Source organism: Prochlorococcus marinus str. MIT 9312, from assembly GCF_000012645.1.
GTDB lineage: Bacteria > Cyanobacteriota > Cyanobacteriia > PCC-6307 > Cyanobiaceae > Prochlorococcus_A > Prochlorococcus_A marinus_L.
Genome location: NC_007577.1, coordinates 1394089 through 1417660 on the forward strand (window position 1 = coordinate 1394089; position 23572 = coordinate 1417660).

Below are 23572 nucleotides of genomic sequence, written 5' to 3' on the forward strand. Positions count from 1 at the left end.
ATAACAATGAAAAGACTAGTAAAAAAGGACTCTTATTTATCTTTTAAAGAGTCACATTAGTTCAAACATTTCTATTAATTAATCTAACCCTATAAAAAACTTCTAAAAGTTTTAAGTGATAATGACTAATTAAATATTTATTTATCAAATAAAATTTTTTTCTTATAATAAATTCATGAAAAATTTAATTTTTAAAAATAAAGGTACCAAGTCTCTTTTAGATTTTTTTTCAAGAGTAGCAATCTCGGCAATTTTTATCTCAGCCATACCAGGCAAAATAAATGGTTTTGAAAGAACTGTTGAATATATTACTTCAAAAGGTATTCCTGATCCAATTGCATCTTTTCTTCTTGTAGGTGCAATAATGTGCCTTATATTGGGTTCTGGATTTTTTATCTTTGGAGAAAATCAAAAAATTGGATCAATATTTTTATTACTTTTTCTTATTCCAACAACAATAATTTTTCATATGTTTCCTTTCCATCAAAGAGCCGTGCTTATGAATCTTGGATTGATAGGGGGATTACTTATCACTGCATTGCGAGAACCAACATAATTATCCTTAATTAAATTAACCTAAACATTTTTTAATTTTTGAAAGTGGCTAATTAATATTAAGTAATTTTTGATGATTGCAAAAAAATTAGAAGAATAGGGAATTAAAATTTATATAGATAATTTTTATTCATTTTTTCCTCTTAATTCTGCAAAGCAATTAGATATATGAATTAATTCATAAACTTCTTGACTATCGTATTTTTTATTAGGAACTCCACTACCTATCTCTATTCCTTTAGCTTTCATCTTCTTTAAAATCAATGTCTTTCGTTCAAAACTAGACATAGACTTGAATTTTTTTATTCGTTCTTCTTTATTCACTGAATATTTATTTAATTACATTTTTTTATAAGGGTAATATCATTTAGCGATTCATTAGATAAGTAAGAAAGCCAGTAAATGTAAGTAATTTAAATCCAATAAAAAAAGGCAAATATTTTTTGACCTTTTTACCAACAGGTAATAATTTGTTGAATGAATTCACTATAGTTTGCATCAAAATTCTAATTACTTTGAGCATTCTAACGAATTTTTTTTAAATTATACTAGTTGCGATTTGTACAATTTAAATAGTAGATCAAGACTTGAAGGGAAAACTACCCTATTTTTTTATGAATGATAAAGAAACAATAATTTCATTATTAAATGAGTTTGCTAATCCAAAAAAAATGGCTTCATTTTTTGTTAACAATGCAACTCCAGATTTTTTATTCATAAGACCAAGTGGTAATCCTATAGAGGCAGAAGGATATGAAAAAATGATTTCTCATGATGTAGTTCAGGAAAAGACAGAAATAACCAAAATTCACCGATTCGAATTTTTAAGTGAAAATATAGTAATGTGCATTTTTACTCTAGGTTCAAAATTTACTTATAAAGGTAAACTTAATGATGACTTACCAACAGTTACGTCCATTTTTAAAAAAGTCGATAATGTTTGGAAAATTCATTGGATGCAAAGATCTACAGGAAATTCAGATTTATCTTTATGGGATTAGCAAAGTTAATAGCCCTATTAATGGTACTTCTACTGGTGGGTAGCTCTTTTGTTGGTTTAATTATTTATTTTATAAAATAAATCAAGATAAATAATACCTAATATTTATTTCTTATCTTCAAAAAGTAATAAGTTCTTTTTTGTTAAGTAATTTGATTGTCAAATAAAAATATAAACTTTAGAAAGACTAACGCCTATATCTAAAGCTAATAAAGCAATTAGTAACTTACTCATTTTTTAGAACTCTCAACTATTTTGTTGTAAAGTTCTTCAGAAATAGGTTGCATACCCCTTTAAAAATCTGATTATAAATTAGTTATTTCTAAGTTAGTTTCTAGTTACGAAATATACGAATAAATAATTTTTTTAATTAGGAAAAAATATCATCACCATAAGTTTTTCTTATAAAGTATCAATAAATACTTGGATAAAAATAACTTAAATAAATTCCATAGTACCTCTTAAATAAATGTTTGTTAAATATCTAAAAAGAAATTGGAAATCTTATTTCAAGTAACTAGATCCTCTATAAGTAAACTTTATTGCCTTTTCTTCTTGTTTTTTGCAATATACGAATGACTTTCCGTTGAAATACATGTTTACCATGATGCAAGTCCCTGAAGTTGCTCAAGTCCCCGTCCTATGGCTTGAGTCGTACTGCGGTCTATCAGATGGCAGATCGGACGATTAAGTAGCATTTACTACAATCTATATATAAAGTATTTATACTTAGCTGTCAACCATTTAGCGAAACTAAACCTTAATTTAAGCTTAGATTCTTCTCTTATAAACTCTCTTCAAAGAACAAAGAACATATCGCTAAAAGTAACTCCTATGAATACTGAAATAAATGCTAAGACGACAAAAACAGGAAAATGTGGAAATCCTATTATTAATTTTCCAATATAAATTTTAATTGAGTCTCTGCACTAAGAATATCAATTCTTCTCTTAAATAATTTCAAAAATTTAATTATTTTTTTCAAAATTAAACCATTTTTAATCATTGATAATAATATTCTTCTGAGAATGAATATATCAATAAGCAAAAATACTGAATCTATTGATATAACTAAAGTCTTGTAACATAATTATACAATAAATAACACCAACATATTCTTAGATACTCTTGTTCTAATTAACTGATAAAGGATTATTGGGAATGCAAGAATAGTAATTGGTGATCGAGCTCTCTTGCAGTGCTATTTTTCATTTACTAAAAAGATAGAGTGGGCTGAATTTCGATACTTCACGAGGATTTAGTCTGCTGCCTTTAGCCTGAAGGTGCAAATCTTTCTAAATTAATATGAATCTATGTTTTTTTTGATATAAATATCTTGATTACTTAAAAAATTTATTTTGTATATTGCTATTACAAAATTTATGAGGTTATTTAGATTAGTGACTAAATTCTCGTGGAAAAAGCTTTAGTTAACTTTTTTTACTGGTTACTAATAAGATCAGCCGAATCACATTACGGCGAATCATTGGTATCCGGAGAAGTTCCATCTAATTCAATCAAAATTTTATCTTGATTTTAAAAAGTTATTTAAAGTTATTTATTTAAATGTTTTTATATTTAAATTCATAGCTTTCTAGAAATTGAATAACTTTTTTAAGTTAAATTGGTTAATTATCTCTATTGCAAATAAAGATGAGATTGTTACTCTGACACTTAAAGAATATAATTAATGTCTTAATCTGATGCAATTTGATCGTTTAAATTCCAACCAAGATGATAACCTTATGTCAATAGAAGATTTAAGGGCTTTACGTCTTCGAAAACAGAAAATTGAAAGTGATAAAAAAGCCAGGAAATATATCCTGGAGATAAACCAAAGATATAGAAAAATGAGTTCCCACAAAACCAATAACTTATTTAAAAATATGAACCCTTTTAAAAAGGCCGCTTAAATTTTTAATATTAATTTTATTAATTTGTTTAACTTTGCATCTTTCAGAGTAAAATTTAAACGGTGTTTCTTTGGAAGAGTTTCACCAAGAGGGGTCAATTTTTGGCCCCTTCTTCTTTAAGATATTTTTTTAATTGAAAGTAAGAGTGATTAAAAATGTATTTATTAAAAGGTAGTTATTCCCACTTTATGCAAACCCTATATTTTTCCCTAAATCCACTGATATGAAAAAGAAAAGTTTTAGCTAATTAACTAAATAACAAAATTTATAGACTTGTTTTGCAAAAATCATATGAATTTCATTCACGATTCTTATGGCCTCTAGCATAAGTTAGTAATCCTACGAAGAAGATCAAACTAAAATTTATGGAAATATTTGTACCCAGGATTTAGAAGGAGTAGCTATTTCAATCAATAACTGCTGGGAGACAAGATATCCAGAATAAAAAAAAACAGAGTGGTTTCTAAAAAAGAATTTGAATTAATAAAATTAAATAGTAGAAACAGCAGAAAAAAATTAATCTTTGGTAAATTTTGATGCTGAATATTTAATTTATGTAGCTATTATAAATTCATTAAATAAATAAATAAATAAATAAATAAATGAATAAATGAATTCCGCATTCTCAAAAGTATCAAATTTAAAAATTAAAAGAGTTTCTAAAATAGCTATTACTATCTCATCATCAACTTTCTTCTTATACGCATTAGGTCAAGCAGCAATTTTTAAAAATATTATTGCAGGAGCCTTCTCTTGTTATAACTAAAAAAAATACTTGTTTTTGAAAAAATCTAAAATAGACAGTAATTGACAGTAGATCTAAAATTAGAGGGATAAATCCCTCTTTTTTAATGTTTAATAGATTTATTGCTGAAAAAATAATGACTCTTCTTATTTCTCTTGTCAGCTGATGAATATCTCCCCACACCTATTAATTGATGCTGTAATTCTAAGCGCTGCACTTACAATAACTTTGGTATTAAGAGCTAAAGGTAATGCTGCTAGAAAAGAAAAAGAAAGTAAATGATTACTAAAAAAGAAGAACAAGAATTTAAAAAACCTAAATTATTAAAAATTTGGAACTTTCTTCTTTATGGAAGTTCTATTGCCATTGGACTTTTCTTAGTTTATTTATATTCCGCCTATATCTTTATAAATAAATGATTATCATGTATTCCATAGCAATTACTTTTGGGTTTCTGAGTCTTTTATTGCTTGGTGGGCTTGCATACATTACTTTTATAATTAAAGGCTAATTTTTATGTCCTCTTCAATGAAAGATTTCTTAGATAAATTTTTTAATTTATGTAGAGAATATCAACAAGTAATTCCCCCTCAAAAGATGGCTGAAGTTTTAAGAGAATACGCAGATAGATTAGATGGATGAGGATACTATACTGACTGATCTGAGAAAAGATATAAAGGATAATACTTTTTATCCAAATTTTAACCAATTTTTTTTAAAACTTGAAAAAATTTTTTTAACATTATTCAGTTCATAATTTTTTTGAATTTGAGAGTCTTTTTTGATCCTTAATCCGTACAATTTAGTACCCCTAACCGCACACATATAACTCGAAATCAATTAACTAAATGGATTAGACCATAGATATAGATAATAGGTAAGTAGCATGAAACTAAATTCAACATTCAGTATTCAAGATAAGAAGCTTAAAAATCTTGATAACATAAAAGATTTTCCAACTGATAGTGCGTTTATGAGTGAGCAAAATGTTTCTGAAACTCATTGTGATTACTGGCATAAAGAATGTGAACTAAATCCATCTAACCCACATTGTTTGGTCTATGAAGACTAAATGTTGAAGGTTTATTACCTTCGACCGTATACTTACTTAATGATTTAAAGTCAATCTAGACAAAGTGGCTTTAAATTTAATTTTTTTGTTTAATAATTTTTCAAAAACTTTGACATTTGATTTTTGGCAAGTTCTCTTAATCGATAATCCTTTAAAACCATTTCACTATTTTCACAATCAGTATTTTTGCTCTAGGAAATTTCAATCATTACATCTATGTTAGTTCCACTGATTGAGGTTTTACTTCATGAATACGTATAGAACGAAATACTTAAAAAAAACAAAAAAGATTAACAACACTTTATGGTTGGACAAATTAATTAATCAACTTGAAAAACAAGCAAAGGGAGTTTGACTATGAATACTTTTAGAAATAAACAATTCAAAAATCAATTGGATCCGAATTATGCCTTCTATGATTGCCTTAGAAGCTGCGAACTAAAGAGTTCTTCTGAAAAATCTTTAGAAAAATGCATAGATAGTTGTGAATGGAAACCTCCATCAAAACATTCCAATAACAAAAAATAAGAAAGGGGCTTATAAAGCCCCAAATAAAAATTCAAAACGAGATTTTTATTAGAAAATACCTGGCACAATTTGACCAGTAAAATAGTATGCCCCCACAAGAGCAAACATCCCAAGCATTGCTGCTTTACCGTTAAGCTTTTCAGCTTTTTCGGTCATAAATTTTTTAGCGAATTCCATAAATAAGTAAATTGGATTTAATATCTATAAATTATGCATTTAAAATTTTCAAATGATGTAGTATTTTCTACCAAATTGGTATCTTTAAAAGATAAATCTTTAATGGATTTTTACGAATATAAAAGATATTTTATTTCAATTTGAATCTGATTAATGTAAATCTATTAATGACATTGATACTTTGAATTAGTAATGAAAAAAGGGTACTTCTTCTACTTGTTCAAGTCTATAGTCGCATATACCAAATTGCATACACTCCAGTTTCTCATCACTTAACTGCTTTTCTGTCGAGATGGTATCACTAAAAGGTGTAAAAGCATTCTTTGTAGTATGTTTATAAGGATTTCCGCAAGACATAATTAACCTCCTGTATTGAAGCAATTAATCCACTACTGCACATTTATGCAATAGGGATTACTATATGATTTAACGCAAAAAATGTTTTTGCGTAGATGAGCTCTCAAACCTTGTTGATAAAAATTTTGTGTCATAAAAACGCCAAAATAAATTAATAAAACCGTCAATATAAGAAGCTCTAATCCTAGGTTTGTCATTTGATTGACCTCCTTTGGGCTAATAATTATTTAGTATCTCTTACATAGAAAAATCAAGAGTGGTAATACCTAAAAAAAATAAGAGGGCATTTTTTTGCCCTCTTCGAGTCGTATGCACCTCACTGTCCACAAAGTCGATGAAGTACTTTTGACTCCTGATTAATTTCTACTCCTATTGAATTGGTAAAGATAGTCTTGAAAACCACAATGCATTTATACTCGGGTAATAATACTCTATTAATTTCAAGTTAAAAGGAGGATAATTAAGAAGTAGAGATAAAGGAGGTTTTATGAAACTTACTACTCCGTTCATAGCTCTAAGAAATGCAACTTCAGACATGTGGTGCATGCATGATTTCAATTATCAATTACCCATAAAAGAACTTGAAAAATATTGGGATCAAGAATGTATGGCGCATCCTGCCAATAGTCATTGCAAAATTTATTGTGATTAATCTTTGATCTTTTTAGGTATTCTTACGCTTGATTTTTATATTTAATCCGTACTAAAGCTCAGTTAGTAAAAAAGGAGGAAAAGTAGATGACTAATTTAAGTTTAGAGATTCTTTTTTGGACAATCTTAATTGCATATCTTGGATTAAGGTTGAATCAAACTTGGAATAGCTACAAACAACAATATTAATAGGAGGGCAAAATGAAACTGCAAACACAATTCACTGTTCCAAAAAAAGATTTGCGAGATCTTGATTACTTAAGAAAAATGCAAACTTTAGAAAAAACTCTAAAACAAAGTTGTATAGATTATCCATCTGAGGAAGATTGTTTAGTTTGTTGCGACTAAGAATCAATAAATAATTATTTTTTTGTAAATAAATTCTAATCGTATTTGTTAATTCACTAGCAGAGAGGTTGAATTATGGAATTAAAATTCTGCCCTACAACTATTTTTAGAGAAACTCCCAAAGTAACTTTTTTTGATGCTGGCATAGAGTCAACTAATGGTTGTGATGTAGTTATGCATTCAGGAGAAGCTATATCCCCTCCAGATGAATTTGAGTATGAGCAGTACTACGTACACAATCATCAAATTGATCACAATTTAGTTATTACTGGTGAGAGGAAATTTATTTTGATAAATCCAACTTGGGACGAGCCACATCATGTTATTTATCTAAAAAGATCTATGGGAGCACTTGAAATTCCTATTGGAACTTATCACAGGTCAATCTCTGGAAAAGAAGGGAGCATTGTTTTAAATCAACCTATCAGAGATAAATTTTTTGATCCAAAACAAGAATTTATCCCTCAAAAACTAAACAAATTAAGCCTTATTAAGGCTAGAAAAAGTCCTCCCGTTTATTGGATTTGGGAAAATGATCAAATCAAAAGATTGATGTTTAATCCTTTAGTTAAAAAAACTGCAAATTCCAATTGATATTAAAACTCAAACTCACTTCACACTTAATTTAGAGAGGACCTTAATCATGAAAAAAAGAGTTATTGTTCTTGATACAAATGTTTTATTACATGATCCCGAGTCACCTCTACATTTTACCAATGAAAATGTTGTAATTCCAATTCAGGTAGTTGAAGAGGTTGATAGATTCAAAAGGGATCCTGGCGAGAAGGGACGTAATGCCAGAAGAGTTTCAAGATTATTAGATGGTCTGCGAGAAAAAGGTAATCTATCATCGGGCGTAAAAATTAATAATAAATCTGAGGGTACAATAAAAGTTGCATTTTGCAGAAAAGAGACTACTGATAGATTACCATCAGAGCTTAGTGACAGTAGTGGAGATAATAAGATTTTAGCTGTCGCTCTTGAAGAAAAAAATACCAAAATCTTATCAGACTTTCCTGAAGTCGTACTTATTTCGAAAGATACAAATTTAAGAATCAAAGCAGATGCTGTTGGTCTTAAAGCTGAAGATTTTACTAAAGATAAGGTTTCTTTAGATAATTTAGATAAGGGGTTTAGGGAAATAAGTTCAAATTCAGGGGAGATAAATAAGGTTCAAAAAGATGGGTTTATTTATTTAAGAGATATCAAATCAAAATTTGAACCATCTTTAGTGAGTAATGAGGGTGTAATCTTGCGAGATAATTTAAAAGAGAATCATACTTACTTAACAAGATATGATCGATCTGAGAAAAAGTTAGTAGGTCTAAATTTTTTAAAAAGATCAAATTTAGGCAAAGTAAAACCTAAGAATCTTGAACAAAGTTTTGCTTTAGATTTACTCCTAGACCCAAAAGTTCAATTAGTAAGTCTTGTAGGAAAAGCTGGGACAGGTAAAACTTTACTTGCTTTGGCAGTAGGATTACATCAAGTTGCAGACGAAAATTTATACGAAAGATTATTAGTATCTAGACCACCAATACCTTTGGGCAAAGAATTAGGCTATCTCCCAGGTAGTCTTGATGAAAAATTAGCTCCTTGGATGAAGCCAATAATTGATAATTTAGATTATTTAACCAGTCCAAATTCAAATAAAAATGGGGCAAGAGTTAATCAAAAAGAAAGAGATATTAACTCTAAAAATTCATGGGAAGACTTGAGAGGCATGGGTCTCTTGGAAGTAGAAGCAATAAACTACATTAGAGGAAGATCAATACCACATCAATTTATTCTTATTGATGAAGCCCAAAATTTAACACCTTTAGAAGTAAAAACTATCGTTACTAGAGCTGGAGAAGGAACAAAAATTGTTTTTACAGGAGATCCAAATCAAATAGATCATCCATATCTTGATTCTGATAGTAACGGATTGACTTGGTTAGCTAAAAAATTACATGGTCAAAAAATAATTGGACACATAACTTTATCTCAAGGCGAGAGAAGTGGTTTGGCAGAATTAGCGGCTGATCTTTTGTAGAAAAAGCTTTAAAATTTTTATATACAAAATAACAACATGGAGAACGATATGAATGACAAATTTAAATGTAATTTCGAAAACGAAAGAAGTAACGAGGTTAAATTAGTTGCTAGTAATTTAGAAGCAATTTTAAAATCTAGTACTTATAAACTTGCTCACGAAGATATTGAATTATTGAATACTGATGAAATGCGAGGAGTGAGGATGCTCCTTGAAATTACAAAGCCCGAACAAGTTATTGAAAAAGAAAATATAATTTCAACTGTTATTGTTTTTGGAGGAGTCCACATATCAGAAGAAATTACCTCAAAAAGAAGGCTAGATGATGCAGAACAACTTCTTTCAAGTAATCCTAAATCTAAATCTTCCAAGATAAATATCGAGAGATTAAAAAATTTGCACTCCCTCTCACATTATTATTCTGCAGCAAGAGAATTATCTAAATTAATCTCACTGGATAGCAAAACAAAAAATCCTCATTCTCATGTAATAGTCACTGGCGGCGGACCTGGGATTATGGAAGCAGCTAATAGGGGAGCATTTGATGCTGGATGTAAATCGATTGGATTAAATATAAGCCTGCCCAATGAGCAACACCCTAATTCTTTTATTACTCCAGGATTATGTTTTAAATTTAATTATTTTGCCATGAGGAAATTTCATTTTGTTATGAGATCTGCTGCTGCAGTTTTTTTTCCTGGAGGATTTGGAACTCTAGATGAATTATTTGAATTATTAACATTAAGACAAACTGGGATGAAGAAGAATATTCCAATAATTTTATTTGGCAGAAGCCACTGGGAAAAGGTAATTAATTTTCAATTCCTATCTGATATGGGCTTAATTGGAGAAAATGATTTATCTATTTTTCAATACGCTGATACAGCAAAGGAAGCTTGGAATTTAATAAAAAATTTTTCATAATCAACTTTTTATATAAAAAATGGCCAAAAGCATCAAATAAATAACTCAATCAAAAAAGCTTTTCATAAACTAACTAGGGAAATCTATTATATTAAGTATTTTCTACGATGTTTTTATTTGAGATTCTAATTTGAATTAGTATAGTTATAGAGCTTCGTATGGAAAAATCATTTCTTAATTTCATTTATTGGATCTTAGTAAAGTCAGCTGAAAGTTACTACGGCGACTCAATCAACACAAAAACTCCATACACTCCTTATTTTTAGATTTAATGAAGTTTATCTTTTAGTATAAAGAATATACTTTCAGCTTTATTAATTTTAGATCTAGCTTCTTCTTACCCAATCAGGAGATCCACTAAACCAATCAGCAAGATCATCATTTTGGGGATCAAAATGATTTTCAGTTTCTAAACCATTAAGTGCAAGATTTTGGATTAGTCCATTTATTCCGTCTGAATTTTGTTTCCCATATCTTCTCAAGCTGTTAGCTTTCTTAAGCCATGTCCATATAGTTGAATTTTTTTTTGAAAACTTTTCTACATAAATTCTTTCCTCCAATGAAACAGGTTCATCTAGTGAGATCCTCTTAACGATATCCTTAATTTTTAAACGAGTCTTGTTTGTTAGAAACATATTCATAAAAGAAGTTAATGATTTATAAAAGTTTTTTTTAGGAATGTCTTGTCAGTCTTTATTTCAAGAAAAAGTATGTTTTAGGAGGTTTTCAAGGACAAAAATATTCATTCAAAAACAGGTACATTTAATTGGTAATAACGACTACTTAATTTGATTTATATAACTTATGTAAAATAACTCCAATATAAGTTTCTCTAACTAATTTAAGATTTAATTTATAAAAAAAGAATAAGGTAAATTTACATTTACAATCGATCTAAACTTAGAGAGATTAAACCTCTTTTTTCTAGCACAAACTTTTCACATAGAAACAAATGGAAGGAAAATGGACCACCATTTATAGTGGAGATTTACCTCTAAGATCTTGGTGGGTAGATTCAGGTAATGCTTGTGAATATATATCAATAGTTTTACCAGAGGTATTTGGGATTAATAATTGGATAAGGAGTTTTTCTAAAAAATTAGCTAAACAAAATGTTTCTGTATTAGCCTTACCTCTTTACGGTAGAACAGCTCCAAAATTGGATTTAGCATACAGCGAAGAAGATTTGAAATTAGGCAGGCATCATAAAAATTTAACAACTTCAAAAAATATTATTCAAGATGTTTCTGCAGCTATAAATTGGTTTAAAGAAAAATATCCACAAAAGAAAATCTCAATTATTGGATTTTGTTTTGGGGGTCATGCAGCACTTATTGCTTCTTCATTAAAAGAAATAGAAAGTTCATTTTGTTTTTATGGAGCTGGGGTTACAGCTCCAAGATCTGATACTAACTTTGCACCTATAGATTTACTTGAAAAAGTTTCTGGAAAATTAAATTTTATTTGCGGTTCTTCAGATGATTTAATTCCCTTAAAAGATAGATTAGAAATTAAAAAAAGATTTAAAAAATTAGATCCATTAGAAGAGAGATTTATTTATGTTGAAGTTGAAGGAGCTTATCATGGCTTTATGTGTGAGGAAAGAGAATCCTTCGATAAAGATGCATCATTAATTGGTTGGAATTTATTGATGAAAGAATTCAATTAACAAAAATCTTATGGTTGCTATCCTTATTGGCAGATAGCAATTAAGTATTAATGAAGGAATTACAAGAAAATACTATTGATCAAATAAGAACTCTTCTTAGGTATTTAACGGATACAGATCTATTAAATAATAAAGAGGTTCTTAGGTGTTTAGATGTAATAGCGAGAGAGCATGGAGGAGAAGTAGTAGATAAAAATTAAATAGCAAATCCAAACAAAAAACAATATAACTAGAGCAAGCTTATGACGAAATTACAGTCATTTGTACCAAGTTCCAAGACTAATCCGGGGCTACAGATATGGAAGTTAAAACTCTTCAAAGAGAACTTCCCAGGGTCTGGGGAAAAGATATTAATGACGATTAAGACATAGATTGTGAGAGCTAGGTTCTTTCTAAGGCTCTCCCTGTGAGTTCTTCATTAGTTTTTTACGTCTAAGTATTATTACTTATATCTTGAGTTAAAGACTTATTCGTATTTAACTTTCCATAAAGGTTATAAGTTAAATATGGACAAAGAACATTTAATTGATTTGATATCAAATAGTATGATTTTTGAGATTAAGGATCTCGAATCTAATGAGAACAGATTCAATACAACTAATTACCTAAATAACCTAAATATAAATCAGTTGCGAATTATTTCCAAAGAATTTATTTTGTAATTTATGTTATTATTGTTAAATCTCAGGTAGAGATAAGGAATAGATATATTGACCAAGCTAAAGAACTTATGAAAAAGAGTGCCACCTGCAATAGTCAAATACTTTCTAAAAACAAATTATTTGATCTACCCAATGTAGAAAAGTTTAAGATTCACCTTACTTATTAAGCCTGTGTATTTGACATTAAAAAAACAAACCAATGAAAAAATTAACCAAAAAGTATGCTGAATTATTACATCAAGCATCTATCGCAACTGGGAGAAAAGAAGTAGTAGGTTTATTGCATAAGGCAGCGAAGCTTCAGAATAAACTAGATAAAAATTCTAAGAGCCAGATTCCCTTTGATTGACAGTTGATCTAAATTTAACATTACAAGCATAAATACATCATGGATAAAAAAGGAGCTAAAGGTTACTGGGTATCAACGGCAAGAATAATAAATCAGGACTTATTTGATGAATATGTAAATAAAGTTGGTCCATGGCTAAAGGAAGCTGGTGGAAAAGTTTTTGCAAAAGACACAGAGCCTCAAGGGAAGGAGAGGACGGAGGATGTCAATTTAGCAGTTATTTGTGAATTTCCTAGTATGAGAGCAGCAGTTGAAGCTTATGAATCTGAAGAATATAGAGAGCTTTCAAAACTTAGACAAGAAGCCACTGACAATTCTACATTTACAATTATGGAAGGTTTAGATGAGGCTGCAAAGCTAAGAAGAGCAATGGGTATGTAGGGGCATTCTAAGTTTTTATTCTTCTTACCTAGGGAATCAAAAGTTAGAATAGGAACAATGGAAGCATTTGATTGGAGATAACTTCACTAGTCCAAGGCAACTATTTGTACATTCACTGAAAGGCTAAAAAGAAATGACTATTTTTATTGGAAATCTATCTTGGGAAACTGAAGTTGAAGATCTTGAACAACTTTTTAGTAATTATGGGGTGGTAAAGAAATGTTATTTACCTCTTGATAGAGAAACAGGTAGAAAAAGAGGTTTTGCTTTTTTAGATTTAAATAACCAAAATTCCGAAAAAAAAGCTATAGATGACCTTCAAGATGTTGAATGGATGGGGAGAGAGATAAGGGTGAACGAGGCTGAGAAAAGAAAAGGGCCCAATAATAAAAAACGCAATAAGTCTTATAGCAATAATAGGAACTTGAATGCATAATAAATTCATATCTGAAAAAGTTATCCAAACTTTATTTAATAATGACTTTTGTTTTTAGAAATATAAAAATTCTTTCTTTATTCTTTTTTTATATCACTAAATTTCAATCACTATTCACATGCTCATATGAGAGGACAATTTTCTTCTAAACAAGAGGCTGTAAAAAAATCTTTAGAACTTGGTTGCGAAGAAATTCATAAGAACCAAGAGAAATGGCTTTCATGTAAGAACGAAAAAGAATTACACAAGTACCTAAGAATATAAATGCAAAAATTTCAACTTTTACATAGAAAAGTAGCTGCTCTCTCTGCAATACCTCTAATAATTACTCTTATATCTGGTACTTTCTATAGTTTTCTTCAACCATTAGGAGTAGATGCTTTTTGGTTGATCAAATGGCATACAGGTAATTTTGGCATTATTAATTTGCAGCCTTTTTATTCTATATTTCTTGGTATTGCATCGATAATCTCTGTCATATCAGGAGTTAAATTATTACAAAAAATTTCTTAGATTTATAATCACTATATTCCGCAATTAGATAGGTCAAGCTTTACCTACACTTTCCTAAATAGGTAATTTGCTCGATAATAAATTTACACAAAAAAGGGTCGAATAGCATCTATCTCAATCTTTAAAATCGCCCAAATCTATTAATATGACTGAATAAAAGTTTTGACTAATGAAAAGAACATCCTTCTAGCTATTACTAGGATCTCAAGGAATCGTAATTTTTTATTCAAACTTTACTCAAACTTTTACAGACTAAGAAACTAACCGATATTGAGTTCGGTGCGAAGAAAAAAAAACCTTAAACTATTAATCTCTTTAATACATAGTCTTAAATGACAAAGACACAAAGGATGAGAGCAAAATTCAGGAAAATGCTAAGTGTCTTGAAAGTGATCTTCATAAATCAGAAAGGTTTTTTTTCTCCTCATGTGTAGGAGTGCGGAGTTAACCTTTAAACCGCAAGGTTCAAGTCCTTAGACCACCTATAAGGAATTTATTTATTTATTTAAGAAAATGTTTTATAACTTGCTAGTCGCAATAACTAACAAATTGTTTCTAGCTACTACCGCATTCAAATATTTCAAGAGATAACAATAATAATTAACTTTATTCTGTGATTTCACTTTCGATATTTCTAATCATTCTTGGTCTTTATGGAGCTTTAGGTACAAAGATTTATGCCATTTTTCTTAGGTAAGCATTGAAAAGAAAAAGAGAGGTATAAGAACCTCTTTTTTTAACTTTTTATTCCCTTTATTCTGCTTTTTCATTAATTTCACTACCGTTTAACTCTTCCGCTTTTACTTCCTCTTCTTTAATTTCACTGCCGTTTACCTCTTCCTCTTTTACTTCCTCTTCTTTAACTTCAACTACTTTTACCTTTGGCTCTTCCGCTTTTACTTCCTCTTCTTTAACTTCAACTACTTTTACCTTTGGCTCTTCCGCTTTTACTTCAACTACTTTTGCTGTTATAGATTCAAACTTACCTTTAATGAAATTGACTATGAAGATTAATATTGGAACATGGGCTAGACCACCAATTATCACTTTGGTTTCTGAATAATACATTTGTAAGTTAATGAGAACTGAAATATTTAAGCATAAATTTAATTTGATAATTACTTATATTAAGTTGATATATTGAGTTTATAAAATTAGTTTATAAGAATTGTTTGAGATCCATCTTTATTATCTGTTACGGTTATTCTTTTATCTGGAAATAACTTCGATAGTAATCTTTTCAATTTCGAATCGGGAAATGATTTCGCAACTAAACTTTTCAAGTTTGAATCTTCATAAGAAATTATATTTTTCGAACCTTCTGAATTAAATTTAAAATTATTATCAAAATATAATTCTCTATCATTAATAGTTTGGCCTTCAATTAAGGCTTTCTTTTGGTATTTCAGTATTAAGTCAACCAATAATGCCTTGTTTTTTCGACTATACAAAGGTACTGATAATTTCTTTGCTTCTTGCCGTAATATTCTGACGGATAGTTTGGATAACTGATCTTTTTTGTTTTCGTGATTATCTAAGTGATTTTTAATCATTATATTAAAAACTGATAAATGAAGATAGTATGAAAGTTCTGAATAACGCAATTTATTAATTACTTTTTAATAATTAAAAATCGATATATTCTTACTAAACCAAGCTAATATAATTTTCTATTTTAGGGCTATCAAAAGTACACCAAAAATAAGTGTTGATGCTAAAAAGCCAACTCCTAGTAAAGTAGCAATAATGCTAGTATTTAAATAAACCTTTACCGTAGCAAGTTCATTTCCTTCTTTTTTAGCCATAAAAAATTTTAATTAAATAACGATCTTTTAAAATATCAATTATTACAAATAAGTTTAAGTGTCTGATACAAATATTTATTTGGAATATAAATTCTTTAAAAAGTTAAATAAAAACCCAGTCTTCTCATAAATATGAATTTTTTTTCTTCTTAATTCAATGCCATAAGGATTTGTAAATATGGCCAATAAGATTCTTAGAAATCTAAGCAAATTACTTTTTTTTTCTGACTTCATATCAATTGGCTTATTAAGTTGTGCGTAACAATCCTGATTAATAATTTTATTTACCAGTAAGTCCTTTAAAACTTTTTTTCTTATTGCAGGAGAAAGACTATTTAAAAGCACTTGCAAGCCTTTCAATGAAGATAAATCTCCATTTATTATTTCTCTTATAATACTTTGAAATAACATCTCCCACTTATAAGGTTCTTTCTCAAATAGATATAAAGCTGGACTATCTTTATTAGCAATTAATAACCTATTCCTTTCATCCAAATCATTTTGTTCTGAATGCCAATAAGAATATAAAGGTGAAAGATTTTTAAGCTTAGATAAATCAACCAAAAACTTAAATAATAATTTCATTGATATTATAAGTAAATAAAGAAACATAATCATCAATTCCATTATCATTAATACTTAAATAAAAGATTCAGGTTTTAAGTTCTTATAAATTGGGTATTTCTTTCAGGTAGTAAAAATTATTTTATTTAGCAAAATAGTTATATAAAATCTAATCTTTCTAAACATTATGCATTGTGTAATTATTTTTGGAACTAGTAATTGGGTTCCTTCAGATTACCTTATATATCTTGTTTTGATTATGGGGGGGCTGCTAACAGCTGGCGTGGCTATGTCTGTTTTTTTATTTTACGAAGATCACTATTGGGGGGATGAGAATTTTAGAAATAAACTTAGATTTCATACTTCACATAGGAACTTATCCAAACAAGATACTCAGAAAATCTGAACAAAATAATTAAAAAAAGTTAAATCAATTACTGAAAGATATTTAAATAATAAATACTATAAGTCTAAATAATTTTCTAGAAATTCAAATTCATGATAAAGAATTTATTCATAGCATTAGCTTTTGCATTAATGCTTATAAACCCAAGCATTTCTATAGCTGCGGAATCTCCGGTTGATGTACAAGAAATCTTCACCTCTTCAGAAAACATTGATGGAGATAATTTTAAGTATCCAAAAGGAAAAGCTGAAATGCGTTTGATTAGAGTAGAAGTTGAAAATGGAGCAACTATACCAATGCATTCTCATCCTGTACCTTTACTAGGTCATATTGAAAGTGGTGAATTAACGCTTGCTGAAAAGACAGGTATTAGTAAAACCTTTAAGGAAGGAGATTCATTTGTTCTCTCAGCAAATACTCCTGCTCATACAATGGCTAATAGTGGTGATTCTTCAGCAGTTATGTGGGTTGCTGTTGCTTCAGCAGAAGGTGTACCTACTTTGAATCCTGAAGAATAAATCAACCTGATGGGACGATTTTATGTAAATAATTTATGCTGGCAATCTACAATCAAGTTCTATTATTCCTTCATCCATTAGACGACCAATTTTTAAAACTAGTGCCATATCTAACCTTGAAAATTCTGATTGATGATTTGCAATCCAATCCAATTCAGATAAAGTTATTACTCCAGTTGTATTAACCTTGAGAAAGAGAATTCCTAAATTCATATTTTTTAGTTAGTTGCTTTTTTCCCTTTAGCTATCATTACCACTGGCACTAATAGATATATAAAGAAAGAGATTAAGAAAATGTCTACGTTCATTTTAAAAAATACCTGGTATGATCCAGCCAAAAAGACCGTAGTTTACTACTAATGCGAAGAAGCCCATCATTGCCATCCTTCCATTAGTCATTTCAGCATTTTGCCAATAGTTAGGTTGTGATTTGTCCATTTGATTTAAAGTGAATTGTTTGAATTTTTTGGCTAAACGAAACCAGGAATAATTTGTCCAGTAGTTAGATATGCACCAATAGCAGCCATAAGACCGAGCATTGCGAATCTACCGTTGATTGTTTCTGCAACTGCTTTTTCCTTTTCGATTGTTTTTGTTTTAGTGTTTGAGTTTGTTTTGTTCATTTGATTTTGGTTTGAATAAATTAGATTTTCTTGAAATTGTTTAGTTAAATAAGCAACAACTAAAGCAGTTAATGAGACTATTAAATCAAAAAACTGACTAGAGGGCTCATTAAAAAATACCTGGAATGATTTGACCAGTTAAAACGTAAGCACCTAGTAATGCAACAAAGCCGACCATTGCCCAACGACCATTAACTTTTTCTGCGTTTTGAGGGTAACCTTCATAAGAAACAGACTCATCTATATAAGGGCGTGTCTCTGAAGGAAACATATTTTGTCTTCCGCCAGACTCAGTTGTAATGTATGAAGAATTAGACATTAGAACCAACCTGGAATGATTTGACCAGTTGTTACATATGCGCCAACAGCTGCTACAAAACCGAGCATTGCCGCCCAACCGTTGAATCTTTCTGCTTCTGGAGTCATAATTAAGAGTGAATTTATTATGTAAAGAAATATAACATAAATATTAAACAATGTAAAGCAATTTACCATAAGTCTCCCTGATAAAAGTATTTCTATACAGTACTGTTACATAACTGTATAGAAGTAAGTTAAACGCGGCTGGAATTTTTAACGAACTGCTTTGGATTTAAAAAAAGTAATGACATGAAAATCTGGAATGCACGGCTATTTAAAACTTGTGTCTTTGTAATCTTTCAAGCTTTCTTAGGTTTTATCTCTCTTCTGACGAACAACCCTATAGCTGCAAAACACTTATTTAATTAGAAAAACGTCTAATTAAATTTTAAAAAAGTCTCTAGTAAGGTAAATAGTAAAAATACAAATAATTAAATCAAGAAAAAACCCAGTCCTTTTTGTTTAAGTAAAGGACTACTTAATTATTCTTAAATTGTTTTTTAGAACTTGAAAGTAGCCCCTACACCAAAAGCGGTACGCTCAAATAAAAAGAAAGCTAATTCATCATCACCAGCTGCAATATCATCAGCATCCTGAGTAGGCATTGCCATTGATATACCCGGTCTAAGCGTTAAGGAATCATTAACGTTATAAGTGTAATAAAGTTCGATAAAATAACCCAAATCATCCTGCTGAATCCTATCACCATTTAAGTCAGGTACTTTGTAGAAAGGGAAAGTTTTATAAGTAGCATGTAAGGTTCCATCACCCCATTCTCTATCAACTGCAAATTGAAAATCTTGGATTGTATCAACTCTTGCTCCACTAATGGTTGGATCAATAAAACTGGATGTAATGCTAAATGTTAATTTCTCATCTGGGCTGTAATATCCTCCAAATGTAGTAGTTCTATAACCTTCATCTAAAATTGCAGTTATTCCAAAATCATTACAAAGGTCAACCGTAAAATCATTAGCAAGAGTACAAAGAGAATCAGAATTTTGAAAAATAATTCCTCCACCAAAATTATCAGCGTCATAGCCTAATGAAAAAGTAGTAACATCAATACCTTCTGCAGTTAGTAATCCACTATTGGTATTTGCCCCAGTGCCTACAATACTTGCTGAAGCATTTAATCCACCATCAAAAGTTCTTGCCACTGCTAGACCAGCTCCTGTTCCTCGACTCGCATAAAAATTAGACTTTAAACCATATTGGCTTTCAAAGAAAAACTTATCAGAATAAGCCGATGTCTTTGTAGGCATTAAGTCATCACTGTCTAATTCTGGACCTACAGCTATTTGGAATTCTCCAAGAGGAAATTGATAATACATTGAAGCCACACTTAAAGTATCTCCTCCAACAACAGAGCTCTCTAAATCAAAATCAATTAAAGCTGATGAGCTTCCAGTTTCAATACCGACATAAAGATTATCTTCTCCTGTAAAAGAAGTATTCAAGTCGGTTTTTATAGAGTAAGTAGCTGTAACAGCTTCAGTTATATTAGAGTTATCCACAACACCAAACTGAAAATTAGTAGAACCACTCATTGTTGTTGTTTCTGAGAAACTTCCCGCTTCTAACTCATTAATTCTAGAATCTATCCTTTCAACACTTTCATTAAAGTTTGCAAGATCTTGTGAGAAAGTTTGGCTATTAAATTGTTTTTTTGAAGATGACTTTTTTCGAACATAACGATTTATCTCATCAATATTTATCTCAGATGCTGTTGCAGTTATAGGTGCTAAAAGACCTAAAAAAGCTGATGTAACTAATAAGCTTTTAAAAAGTTTCAAAATTCCCTCACACGAAATTTTTTACGTAAATTAACACATGTCAAATAGATTTCCAGAGATAAATTGCACTTTAAGCAAATAACCTCTACCCTTACTTTCCTAATTAGGAACTTTGATGGATAATAAATTTATACCAAAAAAAGTTTGGATAACACGTACTCCAAGCTTCAAAAATCGCTAAGATCCCTTGATATGAATGAAGAAAAGTTTTGGCTAATGAAGAGTGAGCGCGTCTAGCTATTACTGGGATTTCAAGGAATCGTAATTTTTTATCCAAACTTTATCCAAACTTTTAGCGATTGACAGTCGATCTAACATGGAGGGGTAAAACCCTCTTTTTTTATGGAACTAATTGGGAAATATAAAAATTCAGGATTCGAAGCGGTAGCTGATGGTGTTATTTCTTTTTTTGATCGCCGTAAAGACTTACATACTAATGGTATAGCTTTTGGTCAAAGCATCTCTTTGAATTCTGATCCTTACAAAGTTTCCACTGATATTAGTCTTGTTTCTATAGATCGTTCAGATCCAGAAGCCTTTGCAATCTCTGAAGTTATAATTAGAGGAGTTAATGCTGCACTAAAAAAATATCTAGAAGATCGGCCACTAGTGAAGGAATGTTGCCCAGAACAATCTTTATTTGTTAACCCAATATTTAATTTACAACGTTATGCTCCGGGAGAAGGATTTAAGAAATGGCATTGCGATTGGACTATTAGTAATGAATCTACAGAACCTGTACACCGAGTATTAGCTTGGATTCTTTATTGTAATGATGTCACTTCTGGCGGGACTGAATTTCGTTGGCAGCAGCATCATGAAGAAGCTGAAAGAGGAAAACTTATTATCTTTCCCGCAGGAATTTCTCATATTCATCGCGGTAGAGTCAATAATACTGATTTTAAAACTATCGCAACCGGTTGGATAAATGCAGGTAATCTTGAAACCTATATTTCACGATTAGCGAACTCCTAAACTTTTTCAAACCTATATTTTCACCGAGATCCCATGCCACAAAAGGAACCTAGCTACTGGCTAATATAAAAGTACACCCGTCTAGCTATTACTGCGATCTCAAGGATTAGAGATTTTCTACCCAAACTTTACCCAAACTCTTTATTGATTAAAAGTAGATCCAAAATCGTTATTAGTCATTACTTGATAAATATCTAACTTCAAATTCAATTAAGGATGGATTAAAACAGATCTATCCTAAATATCTAGATCACTAATCAACTCAGCTCCTTTTGCGCGGATAATTTGCTCTGAAGGAAAATTACTATTCGAACAAGAACATTTTCCTTTTTCTGAATTGTTAATCCAATTAATTATTCCAGTTCTTAGAGGAGAAGGACAAATTTGACTATCCTTAAGAGAATTCATTTCATCACAATCAAGTGAATCTCCATGATCGATAAACAGAATCTCTTTTAATCTAAGTGAACATTTTTCATTCCATTTATCAAAGCAATTCAAATGACTAATTAGGTCATTACATGCATCTTTAGTTGAATTATATTTTTTTCTCTTAACTTCTTTTTGGAAAATAGCTTTAACAAAATCATTAAAGTTAGCTGCTTCTTGAGGAGTAAAATCAGGAAACTTTTTCTTTTGTTTTATAGCTAAACCAATATTTTCTTCAATCAACTTCAATCTATTTTCATGATTACTTAATCTTATTTCTACATCATCTGAAGCATCGTTATTTAGATGTTTTTTGAAAAAATCATTTACATACTCAACTAAAGATTTACCTTCCTTTCTTGCACTAGTTTTTATTTCTTTTAAAAGATTTGGATCAATATTAATATTGAGTTGAGTCCTTTTCATCGAAAAATCAACTAAAAATTACTAAATAATCATTCATATAATAACCAAATTATTAATTTTTAATGACTCTCAAAATATAATCATTTTATACACTTCTAAACTTGCCAAAATATTCTGAATATATTGACTTCTTGTTTAGAATTTAAAGCTGGTTTTCACTATCACTCCTGATACATCATCAGCTCCATCCTGCTGCACTGCAAAGATTGAGGGGGTTATTGAAATATTGTCATTGATTTGCATCTTATAAAAAGTCTCCCATGCTAAGGGATCATCATAGCCATCATCATCCCTATGAGTTTCCGCTGTTCCAATAGCAAATCCTAGGTTATTTCCTTCTTTAATTACATCGTTCCAAAGAATACCAACTGTCCATGTATTACCATCCTCAATAGAATTTGCAGCTGTATCTGGATCATCATGATTATCTGGATTCTTCCATCCAAAGCCAGCACTTATTGAAGAAGGTAAGAAGACATCTGACTGATTCAAGAAATTGTAAGTGCCATTTATTCCATAAGATGAATAATCATTGGCATCAGGACTATTATCTGTATTTCCACCATCAGAATGTGTATAAGCAAAGGCGAGAGTATACGAATCATCTACCAATGCAAGCTGTGTAGTAATGTTGTCTCTTCCTTCTTTAGTTAAAATTCCTTCATTAGAATCAGCATCTTCTGAAACGAGAACAGTACTTGCTATGAATTTATCTTTGGAATAAGTAACTCCTACTCCTGCTCCCATTCTTTTTGAATAGGTGTCATTAGCTCCAGCTTGATTTAAAACAAATAAAATTCCATCTTCACCAGGATAAGCTGTTGGCTTAACACCAAGTAAATCATCTTGACGAAGTTGAGGTCCCAATGTGACTTTGACAGTATCACTTACAGGAAACTTATAAAACAGCTTATGAAGTTCAAGACGGTCATTACTATTAAATGCTGTATCTAGCCTAGACTCTCCATTCATTCCAAAGGGATCCATCATATTAAAATCACCCGCACGAATAGCAGTCATCAACATGTCTTCTCCTGTAAAGCTTGTCATGCCCATTAACTTTAAGTCGTAGTTAAAATGTACAGCATCTGTTCTAGTGGAACCATCAACGCCTCCTAAAACAAACGTACTCTTTCCCATAAACATCGTTGTTGGGAACGCGTCAGTCATATTCATATGAGAATCATGCATATGATGATCATGATGATTCATTCCTCCTGCATGAATAGCAAGAGGCATAATTGTTCCAAGAAAAGCAGGTGCAAATAATTTCTGAGGAGAAAGCTTCATTAAAAATAATTTCTAGGGCATCTAGATTAACTAGTAATTACATATTAATATTGGTATAAATTCTT

33 protein-coding genes are annotated in these 23572 nt (G+C 30.0%); 18 read left to right on the top strand and 15 right to left on the bottom strand.

The genetic code is table 11. The annotated features are described in order from the left end of the window. Positions 1-175: 175 nt before the first annotated feature. The gene (locus PMT9312_RS07685; RefSeq protein WP_011377029.1) at positions 176-556 is read left to right on the top strand and encodes a DoxX family protein; all 381 of its coding nucleotides are present in this window, start codon (positions 176-178) and stop codon (positions 554-556) included. Between the two features lie 125 nt (positions 557-681). On the opposite strand, the gene PMT9312_RS07690 is transcribed toward PMT9312_RS07685, so the two are convergent. Then, positions 682-843, bottom strand: coding sequence for a hypothetical protein (locus PMT9312_RS07690; protein ID WP_225866663.1), 162 nt, complete (start codon positions 841-843; stop codon positions 682-684). Positions 844-1169: 326 nt separating this feature from the next. Here PMT9312_RS07690 and PMT9312_RS07695 point away from each other — a divergent pair, with 326 nt between their 5' ends. From PMT9312_RS07695 to PMT9312_RS09925, 4 genes are all read left to right on the top strand, one after another. Further along, positions 1170-1556 carry a DUF3804 family protein gene (locus PMT9312_RS07695; RefSeq protein WP_011377031.1) on the top strand — a complete coding sequence of 129 codons (387 nt, stop codon included), beginning with the start codon at positions 1170-1172 and terminating at the stop codon, positions 1554-1556. Between the two features lie 2522 nt (positions 1557-4078). Beyond that, positions 4079-4234, top strand: coding sequence for a hypothetical protein (locus PMT9312_RS09920; protein ID WP_193741817.1), 156 nt, complete (start codon positions 4079-4081; stop codon positions 4232-4234). Between the two features lie 495 nt (positions 4235-4729). Beyond that, complete coding sequence (locus PMT9312_RS10080) at positions 4730-4855, top strand: hypothetical protein (RefSeq protein ID WP_011377032.1); 126 nt, start codon at positions 4730-4732, stop codon at positions 4853-4855. Positions 4856-5642: 787 nt separating this feature from the next. Next, positions 5643-5813: a hypothetical protein gene (locus PMT9312_RS09925; protein ID WP_193741818.1), complete on the top strand. Its 171-nt coding sequence runs from the start codon at positions 5643-5645 to the stop codon at positions 5811-5813. A gap of 48 nt (positions 5814-5861) precedes the next feature. Here PMT9312_RS09925 and PMT9312_RS07710 read toward each other — a convergent pair whose 3' ends face one another. Further along, on the bottom strand, positions 5862-5969 hold the full coding sequence (locus PMT9312_RS07710; protein WP_025915039.1) for a high light inducible protein: 108 nt from the start codon (positions 5967-5969) through the stop codon (positions 5862-5864). A gap of 865 nt (positions 5970-6834) precedes the next feature. Here PMT9312_RS07710 and PMT9312_RS09930 point away from each other — a divergent pair. From PMT9312_RS09930 to PMT9312_RS07725, 5 genes are all read left to right on the top strand, one after another. Beyond that, on the top strand, positions 6835-6999 hold the full coding sequence (locus PMT9312_RS09930; protein ID WP_011377035.1) for a hypothetical protein: 165 nt from the start codon (positions 6835-6837) through the stop codon (positions 6997-6999). A gap of 200 nt (positions 7000-7199) precedes the next feature. Beyond that, a complete protein-coding gene (locus tag PMT9312_RS09935) occupies positions 7200-7346 on the top strand; it encodes a hypothetical protein (protein WP_193741819.1) in 147 nt (48 codons plus the stop codon). 75 nt (positions 7347-7421) lie between these two features. After that, positions 7422-7940: a hemagglutinin gene (locus PMT9312_RS07715; RefSeq protein ID WP_011377036.1), complete on the top strand. Its 519-nt coding sequence runs from the start codon at positions 7422-7424 to the stop codon at positions 7938-7940. Positions 7941-7989: 49 nt separating this feature from the next. Then, positions 7990-9381, top strand: a complete 1392-nt coding sequence (locus tag PMT9312_RS07720) for a PhoH family protein (protein ID WP_011377037.1) — start codon at positions 7990-7992, stop codon at positions 9379-9381. 48 nt (positions 9382-9429) lie between these two features. Then, positions 9430-10305, top strand: coding sequence for an LOG family protein (locus PMT9312_RS07725; protein WP_011377038.1), 876 nt, complete (start codon positions 9430-9432; stop codon positions 10303-10305). A gap of 326 nt (positions 10306-10631) precedes the next feature. Here PMT9312_RS07725 and PMT9312_RS07730 read toward each other — a convergent pair whose 3' ends face one another. Next, positions 10632-10940 carry a hypothetical protein gene (locus PMT9312_RS07730; RefSeq protein WP_036924072.1) on the bottom strand — a complete coding sequence of 103 codons (309 nt, stop codon included), beginning with the start codon at positions 10938-10940 and terminating at the stop codon, positions 10632-10634. Between the two features lie 317 nt (positions 10941-11257). Here PMT9312_RS07730 and PMT9312_RS07735 point away from each other — a divergent pair, with 317 nt between their 5' ends. From PMT9312_RS07735 to PMT9312_RS07755, 6 genes are all read left to right on the top strand, one after another. Continuing rightward, complete coding sequence (locus PMT9312_RS07735) at positions 11258-11974, top strand: dienelactone hydrolase family protein (RefSeq protein WP_011377040.1); 717 nt, start codon at positions 11258-11260, stop codon at positions 11972-11974. Between the two features lie 50 nt (positions 11975-12024). Then, complete coding sequence (locus PMT9312_RS09940) at positions 12025-12174, top strand: hypothetical protein (RefSeq protein WP_193741821.1); 150 nt, start codon at positions 12025-12027, stop codon at positions 12172-12174. A gap of 850 nt (positions 12175-13024) precedes the next feature. Next, entirely contained in the window at positions 13025-13366 is a 342-nt protein-coding gene (locus tag PMT9312_RS07740; protein WP_011377041.1) for a DUF1330 domain-containing protein, read from the top strand. 133 nt (positions 13367-13499) lie between these two features. Next, on the top strand, positions 13500-13802 hold the full coding sequence (locus tag PMT9312_RS07745) for an RNA recognition motif domain-containing protein (protein WP_011377042.1): 303 nt from the start codon (positions 13500-13502) through the stop codon (positions 13800-13802). A gap of 126 nt (positions 13803-13928) precedes the next feature. Continuing rightward, the gene (locus PMT9312_RS07750; RefSeq protein ID WP_011377043.1) at positions 13929-14066 is read left to right on the top strand and encodes a gibberellin regulated protein-like; all 138 of its coding nucleotides are present in this window, start codon (positions 13929-13931) and stop codon (positions 14064-14066) included. Next, positions 14067-14315 carry a hypothetical protein gene (locus PMT9312_RS07755; RefSeq protein ID WP_011377044.1) on the top strand — a complete coding sequence of 83 codons (249 nt, stop codon included), beginning with the start codon at positions 14067-14069 and terminating at the stop codon, positions 14313-14315. Positions 14316-15068: 753 nt separating this feature from the next. Here the strand turns inward: PMT9312_RS07755 and PMT9312_RS09545 are convergent. The 4 genes from PMT9312_RS09545 to PMT9312_RS07770 all read right to left on the bottom strand — a co-directional run bounded on the left by PMT9312_RS09545 (position 15069) and on the right by PMT9312_RS07770 (position 16705). Further along, positions 15069-15383 (bottom strand): hypothetical protein, encoded by a 315-nt coding sequence (locus tag PMT9312_RS09545; protein ID WP_011377045.1) that lies wholly within the window; start codon positions 15381-15383, stop codon positions 15069-15071. An 86-nt stretch (positions 15384-15469) separates the two neighbouring features. Continuing rightward, the gene (locus PMT9312_RS07765) at positions 15470-15868 is read right to left on the bottom strand and encodes a hypothetical protein (protein WP_011377046.1); all 399 of its coding nucleotides are present in this window, start codon (positions 15866-15868) and stop codon (positions 15470-15472) included. Positions 15869-15985: 117 nt separating this feature from the next. Further along, positions 15986-16120, bottom strand: a complete 135-nt coding sequence (locus tag PMT9312_RS10085) for a hypothetical protein (protein WP_263890851.1) — start codon at positions 16118-16120, stop codon at positions 15986-15988. 75 nt (positions 16121-16195) lie between these two features. Continuing rightward, entirely contained in the window at positions 16196-16705 is a 510-nt protein-coding gene (locus PMT9312_RS07770) for a hypothetical protein (RefSeq protein ID WP_036924078.1), read from the bottom strand. A 477-nt stretch (positions 16706-17182) separates the two neighbouring features. Between PMT9312_RS07770 and PMT9312_RS07780 the strand changes: the two genes are divergently transcribed. Next, positions 17183-17608 (top strand): cupin domain-containing protein, encoded by a 426-nt coding sequence (locus PMT9312_RS07780; RefSeq protein WP_011377049.1) that lies wholly within the window; start codon positions 17183-17185, stop codon positions 17606-17608. Between the two features lie 33 nt (positions 17609-17641). On the opposite strand, the gene PMT9312_RS07785 is transcribed toward PMT9312_RS07780, so the two are convergent. From PMT9312_RS07785 to PMT9312_RS07810, 6 genes are all read right to left on the bottom strand, one after another. After that, a complete protein-coding gene (locus tag PMT9312_RS07785; RefSeq protein ID WP_011377050.1) occupies positions 17642-17821 on the bottom strand; it encodes a hypothetical protein in 180 nt (59 codons plus the stop codon). 96 nt (positions 17822-17917) lie between these two features. Beyond that, positions 17918-18118 carry a chlorophyll a/b-binding protein gene (locus tag PMT9312_RS10090; protein ID WP_263891584.1) on the bottom strand — a complete coding sequence of 67 codons (201 nt, stop codon included), beginning with the start codon at positions 18116-18118 and terminating at the stop codon, positions 17918-17920. Further along, the gene (locus tag PMT9312_RS09630; RefSeq protein ID WP_011377052.1) at positions 18079-18231 is read right to left on the bottom strand and encodes a high light inducible protein; all 153 of its coding nucleotides are present in this window, start codon (positions 18229-18231) and stop codon (positions 18079-18081) included. Before PMT9312_RS09630 ends, PMT9312_RS10090 begins: the two co-directional genes overlap by 40 nt. 109 nt (positions 18232-18340) lie before the next feature. Further along, the gene (locus tag PMT9312_RS07800) at positions 18341-18550 is read right to left on the bottom strand and encodes a high light inducible protein (RefSeq protein ID WP_011377053.1); all 210 of its coding nucleotides are present in this window, start codon (positions 18548-18550) and stop codon (positions 18341-18343) included. Continuing rightward, positions 18550-18657: a high light inducible protein gene (locus PMT9312_RS07805; protein ID WP_011132751.1), complete on the bottom strand. Its 108-nt coding sequence runs from the start codon at positions 18655-18657 to the stop codon at positions 18550-18552. The genes PMT9312_RS07800 and PMT9312_RS07805 overlap by 1 nt, the downstream gene beginning before the upstream one ends. Before the next feature lie 434 nt (positions 18658-19091). Continuing rightward, positions 19092-20387 carry a hypothetical protein gene (locus tag PMT9312_RS07810; RefSeq protein WP_011377055.1) on the bottom strand — a complete coding sequence of 432 codons (1296 nt, stop codon included), beginning with the start codon at positions 20385-20387 and terminating at the stop codon, positions 19092-19094. Between the two features lie 342 nt (positions 20388-20729). Between PMT9312_RS07810 and PMT9312_RS07815 the strand changes: the two genes are divergently transcribed. Then, entirely contained in the window at positions 20730-21362 is a 633-nt protein-coding gene (locus PMT9312_RS07815) for a 2OG-Fe(II) oxygenase (RefSeq protein ID WP_011377056.1), read from the top strand. 237 nt (positions 21363-21599) lie between these two features. Here PMT9312_RS07815 and PMT9312_RS07820 read toward each other — a convergent pair whose 3' ends face one another. Next, positions 21600-22217, bottom strand: coding sequence for a hypothetical protein (locus tag PMT9312_RS07820; protein ID WP_011377057.1), 618 nt, complete (start codon positions 22215-22217; stop codon positions 21600-21602). A gap of 135 nt (positions 22218-22352) precedes the next feature. Further along, positions 22353-23507 (bottom strand): carbohydrate porin, encoded by a 1155-nt coding sequence (locus PMT9312_RS07825; RefSeq protein ID WP_011377058.1) that lies wholly within the window; start codon positions 23505-23507, stop codon positions 22353-22355. Positions 23508-23572: the final 65 nt, after the last annotated feature.

Bases quoted from the DNA above. Each gene is read 5' to 3' on its own strand.
- PMT9312_RS07755 (WP_011377044.1), top strand. From the start codon at position 14,067: ATGCAAAAATTTCAACTTTTACATAGAAAAGTAGCTGCTCTCTCTGCA.
- PMT9312_RS09920 (WP_193741817.1), top strand. From the start codon at position 4,079: ATGAATTCCGCATTCTCAAAAGTATCAAATTTAAAAATTAAAAGAGTT.
- PMT9312_RS09630 (WP_011377052.1), bottom strand. From the start codon at position 18,231: ATGAACAAAACAAACTCAAACACTAAAACAAAAACAATCGAAAAGGAA.
- PMT9312_RS07715 (WP_011377036.1), top strand. From the start codon at position 7,422: ATGGAATTAAAATTCTGCCCTACAACTATTTTTAGAGAAACTCCCAAA.
- PMT9312_RS09940 (WP_193741821.1), top strand. From the start codon at position 12,025: ATGAAGGAATTACAAGAAAATACTATTGATCAAATAAGAACTCTTCTT.
- PMT9312_RS07820 (WP_011377057.1), bottom strand. From the start codon at position 22,217: ATGAAAAGGACTCAACTCAATATTAATATTGATCCAAATCTTTTAAAA.
- PMT9312_RS07805 (WP_011132751.1), bottom strand. From the start codon at position 18,657: ATGACTCCAGAAGCAGAAAGATTCAACGGTTGGGCGGCAATGCTCGGT.
- PMT9312_RS07770 (WP_036924078.1), bottom strand. From the start codon at position 16,705: ATGAAATTATTATTTAAGTTTTTGGTTGATTTATCTAAGCTTAAAAAT.
- PMT9312_RS07765 (WP_011377046.1), bottom strand. From the start codon at position 15,868: ATGATTAAAAATCACTTAGATAATCACGAAAACAAAAAAGATCAGTTA.
- PMT9312_RS07725 (WP_011377038.1), top strand. From the start codon at position 9,430: ATGAATGACAAATTTAAATGTAATTTCGAAAACGAAAGAAGTAACGAG.
- PMT9312_RS07685 (WP_011377029.1), top strand. From the start codon at position 176: ATGAAAAATTTAATTTTTAAAAATAAAGGTACCAAGTCTCTTTTAGAT.
- PMT9312_RS10080 (WP_011377032.1), top strand. From the start codon at position 4,730: ATGTCCTCTTCAATGAAAGATTTCTTAGATAAATTTTTTAATTTATGT.
- PMT9312_RS07720 (WP_011377037.1), top strand. From the start codon at position 7,990: ATGAAAAAAAGAGTTATTGTTCTTGATACAAATGTTTTATTACATGAT.
- PMT9312_RS07735 (WP_011377040.1), top strand. From the start codon at position 11,258: ATGGAAGGAAAATGGACCACCATTTATAGTGGAGATTTACCTCTAAGA.
- PMT9312_RS07730 (WP_036924072.1), bottom strand. From the start codon at position 10,940: ATGTTTCTAACAAACAAGACTCGTTTAAAAATTAAGGATATCGTTAAG.
- PMT9312_RS07710 (WP_025915039.1), bottom strand. From the start codon at position 5,969: ATGACCGAAAAAGCTGAAAAGCTTAACGGTAAAGCAGCAATGCTTGGG.
- PMT9312_RS09930 (WP_011377035.1), top strand. From the start codon at position 6,835: ATGAAACTTACTACTCCGTTCATAGCTCTAAGAAATGCAACTTCAGAC.
- PMT9312_RS07815 (WP_011377056.1), top strand. From the start codon at position 20,730: ATGGAACTAATTGGGAAATATAAAAATTCAGGATTCGAAGCGGTAGCT.
- PMT9312_RS07785 (WP_011377050.1), bottom strand. From the start codon at position 17,821: ATGAATTTAGGAATTCTCTTTCTCAAGGTTAATACAACTGGAGTAATA.
- PMT9312_RS07825 (WP_011377058.1), bottom strand. From the start codon at position 23,507: ATGAAGCTTTCTCCTCAGAAATTATTTGCACCTGCTTTTCTTGGAACA.
- PMT9312_RS09935 (WP_193741819.1), top strand. From the start codon at position 7,200: ATGAAACTGCAAACACAATTCACTGTTCCAAAAAAAGATTTGCGAGAT.
- PMT9312_RS07740 (WP_011377041.1), top strand. From the start codon at position 13,025: ATGGATAAAAAAGGAGCTAAAGGTTACTGGGTATCAACGGCAAGAATA.
- PMT9312_RS07695 (WP_011377031.1), top strand. From the start codon at position 1,170: ATGAATGATAAAGAAACAATAATTTCATTATTAAATGAGTTTGCTAAT.
- PMT9312_RS07690 (WP_225866663.1), bottom strand. From the start codon at position 843: ATGTCTAGTTTTGAACGAAAGACATTGATTTTAAAGAAGATGAAAGCT.
- PMT9312_RS07750 (WP_011377043.1), top strand. From the start codon at position 13,929: ATGAGAGGACAATTTTCTTCTAAACAAGAGGCTGTAAAAAAATCTTTA.
- PMT9312_RS09925 (WP_193741818.1), top strand. From the start codon at position 5,643: ATGAATACTTTTAGAAATAAACAATTCAAAAATCAATTGGATCCGAAT.
- PMT9312_RS10085 (WP_263890851.1), bottom strand. From the start codon at position 16,120: ATGGCTAAAAAAGAAGGAAATGAACTTGCTACGGTAAAGGTTTATTTA.
- PMT9312_RS07800 (WP_011377053.1), bottom strand. From the start codon at position 18,550: ATGTCTAATTCTTCATACATTACAACTGAGTCTGGCGGAAGACAAAAT.
- PMT9312_RS07780 (WP_011377049.1), top strand. From the start codon at position 17,183: ATGATAAAGAATTTATTCATAGCATTAGCTTTTGCATTAATGCTTATA.
- PMT9312_RS07745 (WP_011377042.1), top strand. From the start codon at position 13,500: ATGACTATTTTTATTGGAAATCTATCTTGGGAAACTGAAGTTGAAGAT.
- PMT9312_RS09545 (WP_011377045.1), bottom strand. From the start codon at position 15,383: ATGTATTATTCAGAAACCAAAGTGATAATTGGTGGTCTAGCCCATGTT.